The following is an 8216-nucleotide window of genomic DNA, read 5'->3' as shown; positions in this document are numbered from 1 at the left end:
CGCAAAGCATATGCTTTGCGTGGCTTTTCAAATAGATAGATATTCCATTGCCGCAACTAAAATAGCTTTAGTCGGATTATATACGCGCGACATTTGAGATAGAGGCAGCGGATTAATTCCTTTCCCCAGTTCTAAAGTGAACCCTAGCTTTTTCTTTTCTAAAATAAACCAATCCTTAAATCCAGCGTGACTATCAATCGTTTTGACTGCTTTATAACCGCTTACCCTTTCAAAATAACTGGCTATTTCCTCCGCTTCCTTCGGCTCTTCATTCATATACCCCCAGTAAAATTCTTCTCCTTGGGTATGTAAAGCGATCACACAATCAAAATCATGACGCTCAACGAGTTTTACCATTGCCTGCGCTTCAGGTTCAGACAGAGATTGATAACCTGGAAAGTCCCGATAATGCGGAGCTTTAGGTTCTTTGCGCTTTTTTTCAATTTCCCAATAAGCCGGAAACTGATTGTTTAGGTCTACCCCTCGGATATTTGCTTTCCAGCTTTGAAAATCAGGAAAATCTCTTCCTATTTTAGAAAGAAAAGACGCATAAGGTTCACTTACAGCAGGACCTTTTAAGACCAAATCTACTCCGTCTGGATTAACAATCGGAACCGCAGAAAGCGTAATTTGATTAAAAAGAGCTCTTGCTTCCTGCCCGTTCAACGCCTTGTCGTAATGAAGAGCAGCTAAATAATCTTCAACAAACTGTAGAAGAACATTTGTCGTAATCCATTCATTGGCATGAAAAGATGCATTAATATGAACCTTTCTTTCTCCGTTTCCAATTAAAATATGAGGAATCGGCTTTCCAAGCACGCTGCACCCTATCCATTCAAGAGAACCATAGGGATAGTACGTCAAAAGTGTTTGGATATCTTGTATTGTTCGCATGTAATCGTAGGGCTTTTGGATATCTACAATTTGCATAATCTTCACTCCTTTACACTATGTATATGTAAAGATTGAAAAGATGCATGATAAAAAAGCGCTTTGACTAAATGTCAAAGCGCTTTTTTATCTCAGTTAGATTCTTGCTTATTATTCAAAATAAGATTTAACTAACCAAGCTCCTCCAATAATTCCCGCATCGTTTCCTAAAGTAGCGATTGCTAGTTCAGCACCTTGCGCTACACGAGGAAATGCAAAACGTTTGAAATAATCTCTTACCGGTGCAAGTAATACCTCGCCTGCACGAGACACACCGCCGCCTAGAACGATCTTCTCAGGGTTTAATGCATTAGCAGAGTTTGCTAGTGCCAGACCTAAATGAAAAGCAACTTTATCTACAACATGCATAGCTAACTCGTCTTTTGAACGAGCTGCATCAAATACATCTTTAGATGTAACTTGTCCATTTTGTTCTAACAACGTGCGAAGCTCACTTGGTTTGTCCGTTTCCGTTAATTCTTCCATTGTTAAACGTACAATTCCAGTTGCTGAAGCAATGGTTTCTAAACAGCCGGTTTTGCCGCAGTTACACGGTGCCCCGCCTTCAGGAATAGAAGTAATGTGCCCGATCTCACCAGCGGCTCCATTTACGCCTTGTACAATTTCACCGTTTGCAATGACGCCACCGCCAACGCCTGTGCCAAGCGTAACGCAAAGTAAATCTTTTGCTCCGTCTCCAGCACCCTTCCACATTTCTCCAATCGCTGCAATGTTTGCATCATTGTCTACTACAACAGGAAGAGAAGTTTCTACTTCCAAGATATCTTTGATAGGGAATTTTTCCCAACCTAAATTTACAGCTACTTCAATCGAACCGTTTGCAAAGTTAACAGGCCCCGGTGCACCAATACCAATTCCTACTAACCTTGATTTTACTTCTCCAAGATCGTTTAACTTTTTATCAATTGCTTTTGCAATATCCGTTGGAATTTTACGGCCTTGCTCGCTCACATCCGTATTAATTTCCCACTTGTGAATGATTTCTCCATAATGATTAATAAAGGCCATTTTTATTGTTGTACCGCCTAAATCAACTCCAACTAACCATTTGTCATCCATGTTCATTCATCCTTTTTCTCTTTTTGTTGTTTTAACTCTCGACGAAGCAAAAGAATTGCCATTTGGTAATCACGTACATCAATCAAGTTAGACTGATATAACTCTTTTACTTCCGCTTCCATCAGCTCTAAATCAGCAATACGATCGCCCACGTATATAAAAATGCCGAAGGACTTTAATAATTGTTGTACATCATATAACGTATTCATTCTGTCACCTTTATCCTATTTTCTAGGTGATATGATTCATTTATTTTGAGATAACTCAACAGTCATTCAGTCATAAACAGCGGCCGTATTTAACGCCCACTGCTRGGTCTACATATTAATATTCTAGTAAACGTTCTCACAATAGTAAAGTATAAAATATTAAATTCGTCATTCAACAATTTTAATTTCCTATCTCTTGCTTCAGCTTTTCGTATTTTTCATTTTGCGGTTCAAGCGCAATTGCTTTATCGATATTTTGTGTGGCCGCTGGAATATCATTCAGTTTCATATTCACCAGAGCTAAATTGTAATACGCCTCATGAAAAGTTGGATCATACTTTACAGCCTGATTCAATTGCTGTTTAGCTTCTTTATAATTTTCAAGATAAAATTCTGCGTTAGCACTGACGAAATACACGTTACTATTTCCTGTTCCTTTTTCAACAAAAAGCTTAATGGCATCTTTTGCTTCTTCATACTGCTTCTGCTGAAGATACGTAGCCGCTACGCTAAGTGCATAGGGCTCATCTTGATAAACAGAACGCTCATGATATCCATAAAAAAGCAGACTTCCTACTAATAAAAGCGTGCAAATGAAAGCCGGAATTTGAATATACAGCTTTTTTTGTTTCGGTAAACTGACGATGCTCGCAGCTAAAAATCCGCCAACCAAACCGCCAATATGCCCTGCATTATCGACGTTCGGCGCAACAAATCCAAAAATCAAGTTAATCACAATGATGACAATGAAACTCGATCCCATTGTTCGAAAAAAGAAGCGTGGATTTGTTCTTGCTAAAAACAGTAAAGCTCCAAAGCAACCGAAAATGGCCCCTGAGGCTCCTGCGGAAATGGACGTATTCCATATAAAACTTCCTAGAGATCCTGCAAACCCGGCAAATATATAAATAAAGACAAAACGCCCGCTGCCATATATCCTCTCTACAAGCGTTCCTAAATAATACAGGGCTACACTATTCATAAGCAAATGCAGAAGTCCTATATGCAAAATTATAGGTGTAAAAAAACGCCACCATTCGCCTTCCATAATTAAGGGGTTGTATTTAGCTCCGTATTGAATCAGAGTGAGCGTATTTTGTGTACTGCTCTTCCACTCCAGAAATAGAAACATTAATATTTGCAGCGCTAAAAATATATATGTAAAAATAGGCTTCCCGTATCCAGCTATTTGCTGTTCTTCGCTTTGCTTTTTCTGTACAAAAAGCACAATTTTATGTTTCCACTGCTCTATTTGCTGTTCTTCTTCTTCGGAAGAGAAATTGTCTGCGCTTTCTAATGTAAGACCCAGCCGTTCGAATAGAGGTTCATAAGCGCTTGCTTTCTCTGCCGTTAACTGTTCAACATAACTATTCACTTTAGAGGGACTTGGCGCACTTTCTAAGGACTGCTCTGTATAAAAAGGATCAAAATCAGCAAAGTAAATCGTGTTAAGAGTAAGCGTTGATTTACCTCTTTGCTTTCGCACATTCTCAGCTCTTTGTAATGCATACAATACATCTTTTTGCTGCTCAACGGCTGATTTAAAATTCCGGCGGACTATGCGGACAATTGACTTATCTTTGCGATGCGAAGATTGAAACCATAGCTCTGAAGCATCAGCTTTCATCGAAATCAACTCATATGAAGAATGGCCAAGCAATTGCTGTGCCAGCTGCCAATAATAAAAATCTTGCCTAGACAAATAGTCACCTCCTCATACTCTCTATATGTAAAGATGGCAGAAAGCCAGGAAAAAAGCAACGATTTTCCCTTTTTCTTTTTCTACAAAAAAACACCTTACAGGTCTGTAAGGTGTTTTTTTATGTATCTTTCGCTCTTAGCGGAAGACCTGCTTCATTAAACGATCCCGAACAAACGGCAAATTAAAAAATGAACGAACAGCTAGACTACGGATAAATGAATTTCCAAACAGCGAATTTAAAACACGGTATCTCATTTGATAGCCCAGCGTTCCAACAACTAAAAGCGTAAGTACTAATACAATATGTCTCATTTTCAAGCCTCCTTACGTTTACTTTGCTCCTATGACGAACATTTTATGCTCTTATATAGGTAAAAGCAGGATAAGGATTCCGCCTGTAAAAGCAGCAAGCAAAATAGCGGCAAGATTTACAACATCATTGTTAAAGAAAGTTATTCCTTTCTCTTTTATCGTTGGCTTACGGCAATGATCTTTCCGTTCCGTTTCAATACCGCAGCTTTGACAGCGAAAGCGAACTTGCACACTTGCTCCAAGAAGAGTGTCTATAGCGTTTCCAATAAAACCAAAGCACCCGACTAGCAATATACTACTTAGCGATACGGATGGAAAAGCAAAATAACAAGCGGCAGCAATAAGAAAAGCTCCGGCTGCTCCGGCTGCTGTGCCTAAAAGTGAAACGGCTCCTGAGGTACCCGCTTCTACTCTCTTTAACGTCCAAAGGTAAAACGGCGGCTTCTTACTAAGAGACCCTATTTCAGATGCCCACGTATCCGCATTAGCAGCTGAGATACTGATCATAAACATCCACATGTAAACAGGAAAAGCTGTTACAGCATATAACAAACCGCAAGCAGCAGCTACACCTCCATTAGCAAGGACTTGAATATAATCTCGCCTGTCGTGCTTCTCTAGCTTTTCTTCTAATGCACGTTTTTTTTCTTTTTTGTACTTACTACACAACGTAGAAGTGCTAAAAAATAAGAGTAAGAGTAAAARACCTTGAAGCGAAAAACCGATATAAACGCTCGCTCCTACGATAAAAGACATGCAGGCTCCCGATACTGTCAGTGCTTTTGCTATGTAGCCTGCTCCTGCCATGAGTAATATTACAATTATCATGACAGCATCAAACAGATTCACAGCAAATAAGCTCCTTCTCTGTCAAAATATATTCCACGGGAATATCATGAGATTCATATGGAACCTCTGAAACGACTTGACAATCAAACGCAAGGCTTAGCTTCTGTCCGCTATAATCTGTTAGATAACGATCGTAATAGCCGCCTCCATAGCCGATACGATATCCATTTTTACTATATACCACGCCAGGCACAAGGAGTAAATCAATTGAAGATTTTGAAACGGGAACAGTTTCTTCAACAATTGGCTCCGCTAACCCGTAGTATACTGTTTCAAGCTGTGAAAAATTCGTAATCTCGTAGAAAACCATTTGAGATGTTGTGGGGTTGCATTTTGGAACAGCTACTTTCTTCCCATCTTTCCAAGCACGTTCAATGATGGCTTTCGTATTAACTTCTTTATTTCTTGAAACCGTAGCTGCAATGACTCTAGCTTCTTTCCATAAACAAGTTTCATACAGTGCATTTGCTATGCTTGTTGAATGTGCCTCGTGCTGCTCTTCAGAAATTAAATTAAGAACCCGCTTCATCTCTTTGCGCAGATGAGATTTCATTCTAATTCCCCCTATAAAAAAAACAGCAGGATTGTACTCCTACTGCTTACTTTGTTTCACGATGAAGTGTAACTTTTTTAAGTCTTGGGCTGTATTTTTTTAACTCAAGACGATCTGGGTTATTACGCTTGTTTTTAGTTGTAATGTAATTACGGTCACCAGTTTCAGTGCAAGCTAATGTAACGTTTACGCGCATCTATTTTCCCTCCAAACATTATAAACATAAATCAGACTTTAATATAATATCATTTTTCGAAAGGAAATGCCAGTCTGTTTTTTTGAAGAAAGTCATTTAATTTCATTTCTTCACTTTTTCTTTCCTCTTAGATCCCTGAGCTCCTTCTCTGCTACGCCTTACATATAGATGAAGTTTCTTGAAATAAGCGGAACTCTTTTTATAAGAGGCGTACTTCCTTTCTTTTAAATAAAAGCCATTATTTACACTCTTTGATACTCTTGTATTTTTTCTACAAAATATGCCGACAGCTTCTTGGCAGTCTGAGTGTTTAACGCCTCTGAATAAATATTTAATACAGGCAAGTGACCATCGGGCAAAATAAGCGTCCATTCATGAGGATCATGGTAAATCTTTAAGCCATCAATGACATACACTTGTTTACCGATTGCTTCTTCTAATAGTTTCTTCATCACTTGTTCTTGAATTTCTAGCGGACATGAAATATACCGCCAGTTCATATAAGCGTGGGGGACATATTGAATCATTTCAGAAATTTTCCGCTGTTGCACCATAATTAATTCGATCAGTTGACATAAAGCGTACATGGCATCTAACTGAAATTGAACGGGCCCCAAAAGACTAAGTAAATCACGTTTTTTTGCTTTTGTCCTCATAAATGATTGATTGAGAGATTGAGCAAATGTTTCTAGTGTGGATGAATAGTGTATAGGAATAGGAACGAATGCTACTTTTTTTGTCATGTATACGCTATAAATATAAAGCGACATAATTTCTGAGTCATTTACGCTGCAGCCTTTTTCATCATATAGAGCAAATGTTTCTCCATCTTCTTTAATCTGAATACAAAAAGACAGCTTATTTCGTTTAATTATTCGTTTGATTTCTTCTGTTTTCTCCCATTTGTTTAAAAATAAAACACGGACACGAAGACGCTTACATAATAGTTCGATAACTTCCTGTATAAACGGCGAACAAATCACGCCAATCCGCGTACTGTCTTCCAATAAAACATGCTGATTAATTGATTTTACTAAAGCATCACAATATTCTTCCCTGATATTTCCTATGCTTGTTTCTCTAAGTGAAACAGAAGTTGTTATGTTTGCTTGTTTAGCTTGAAGGTACATCCGCTCAATCTTTTTTTCAATAAGCTGATTAACTAATTGCCCTTTCTTGTCATATATTTCTAAAAATAGGCCGCTGTTTTTGCTATCCACACCAATATAAATACCAATGCTCGCTTGTGAAGTCATCATGTAATATCGAAATACCGGAAGAGCTTCTTTTTTAATATCATACACAGCTGAATGATTACTCCGTAAAAAAGAAAAGCATTCTTTGCGAAGTTGAATGGCTTCTCCTTCATCATCGCTTGCTAGACAGAACGACCCTTGGTGTTTGCATACAAGCAATAACGCATTGTACAGTCTTGCTCGATCAACAGATGAATGTACATACAGGCGACCGTTTTTGAAGATAGAAACATCTGGTTTTACAGAAAGTTGAGGTAGTACTTGATTTTCAGCTACTGTATCTTGGACATACGTAGTCATTGCTTGAACATTTACATAGGGACCTATCGTAGCGTTGTATAAAAACGATTCTGCCCCCACCGTTACGTTTTGGAGCAAAATTGTTTTATCGATTGCAGCATGTGCTTCTATGATACTATTGGTTCCGATAATCGTGTAAGGACCAATTGAAGCACCTTTTCTAATCACCACATTTTCTCCTACGTAAACCGGATCGTAAATAGTCACCCCTTCTTCTATAAGCGCGTCATCTGAGACAATACTTTCCTGTCTATTGCCAAACCACTTCCTCCACAAATCATAGTGTGCTTGACGATAATGGTGGATTTGCCCAATATCAATCCAATAATCTTCCGTTACAAAACTGCACACAGTATGATTATATTCCAAAAGAAGCGGGATAATGTCAAAGCTAAAATCTGTAGGACCATAAGAATTCACGTAATCAAGAACGGATTTTTTGATCACATACACTCCCGTATTAATCAATCGGCTATTGGCCTGTTCGTAGGTCGGTTTCTCTACAAATCCCGTGACTCGATGCCCTTCATCTATCGTCACCACTCCATAACCCCGCACGTCGTTTACTTCTTTTGTAACAATGGTCATTTCGCTTTTTTGTTCATAATGAAAATGAATAACGTCTTGAAGATTAATTTCTGTTAAGGCATCTCCACTAATAATAATACASTCTTCCTCAATAAAGGCCTCTGCTCGCTTAATTCCGCCCGCTGTTCCAAGAGGCTCTTTTTCGATAAAATAAGTAAGCGTCACTCCCCACTGAGAGCCATCCCCGAAGTATTCAATAGTTTGTTCATGCCTATACTGCAGCGTAATCCCAATCCCAATC

9 protein-coding genes are annotated in these 8216 nt (G+C 38.6%); all 9 read right to left on the bottom strand.

Features of this window, described 5'->3' with window-relative positions:
• Positions 1-27: 27 nt before the first annotated feature.
• A complete protein-coding gene (locus AC1DRF_RS12245) occupies positions 28-930 on the bottom strand; it encodes a M14 family metallopeptidase (RefSeq protein WP_377572750.1) in 903 nt (300 codons plus the stop codon).
• A 111-nt stretch (positions 931-1041) separates the two neighbouring features.
• Positions 1042-2010, bottom strand: a complete 969-nt coding sequence (locus tag AC1DRF_RS12240) for an ROK family glucokinase (RefSeq protein WP_377572752.1) — start codon at positions 2008-2010, stop codon at positions 1042-1044.
• A gap of 2 nt (positions 2011-2012) precedes the next feature.
• Positions 2013-2219 carry a YqgQ family protein gene (locus AC1DRF_RS12235; protein WP_013059184.1) on the bottom strand — a complete coding sequence of 69 codons (207 nt, stop codon included), beginning with the start codon at positions 2217-2219 and terminating at the stop codon, positions 2013-2015.
• Between the two features lie 181 nt (positions 2220-2400).
• A complete protein-coding gene (locus tag AC1DRF_RS12230; RefSeq protein WP_097824597.1) occupies positions 2401-3921 on the bottom strand; it encodes a rhomboid family protein in 1521 nt (506 codons plus the stop codon).
• Positions 3922-4056: 135 nt separating this feature from the next.
• Complete coding sequence (locus AC1DRF_RS12225) at positions 4057-4233, bottom strand: hypothetical protein (RefSeq protein ID WP_013059186.1); 177 nt, start codon at positions 4231-4233, stop codon at positions 4057-4059.
• A gap of 51 nt (positions 4234-4284) precedes the next feature.
• Complete coding sequence (locus tag AC1DRF_RS12220; RefSeq protein ID WP_477740832.1) at positions 4285-5082, bottom strand: DUF92 domain-containing protein; 798 nt, start codon at positions 5080-5082, stop codon at positions 4285-4287.
• Positions 5069-5635 carry a 5-formyltetrahydrofolate cyclo-ligase gene (locus AC1DRF_RS12215; protein ID WP_025750520.1) on the bottom strand — a complete coding sequence of 189 codons (567 nt, stop codon included), beginning with the start codon at positions 5633-5635 and terminating at the stop codon, positions 5069-5071. The genes AC1DRF_RS12220 and AC1DRF_RS12215 overlap by 14 nt, the downstream gene beginning before the upstream one ends.
• Positions 5636-5681: 46 nt before the next feature.
• Entirely contained in the window at positions 5682-5831 is a 150-nt protein-coding gene (gene rpmG / locus AC1DRF_RS12210) for a 50S ribosomal protein L33 (RefSeq protein WP_013059189.1), read from the bottom strand.
• Positions 5832-6073: 242 nt separating this feature from the next.
• On the bottom strand, positions 6074-8216 hold a 2143-nt coding region (locus AC1DRF_RS12205), incomplete at its 5' end, for a sugar phosphate nucleotidyltransferase (RefSeq protein ID WP_477740831.1).

The sequence above is a fragment of the Priestia sp. P5_B4 genome (genome assembly GCF_056400385.1).
Note: the sequence above shows the minus strand (reverse complement) of the source record. Positions and strands in the feature narration are given on the sequence as shown.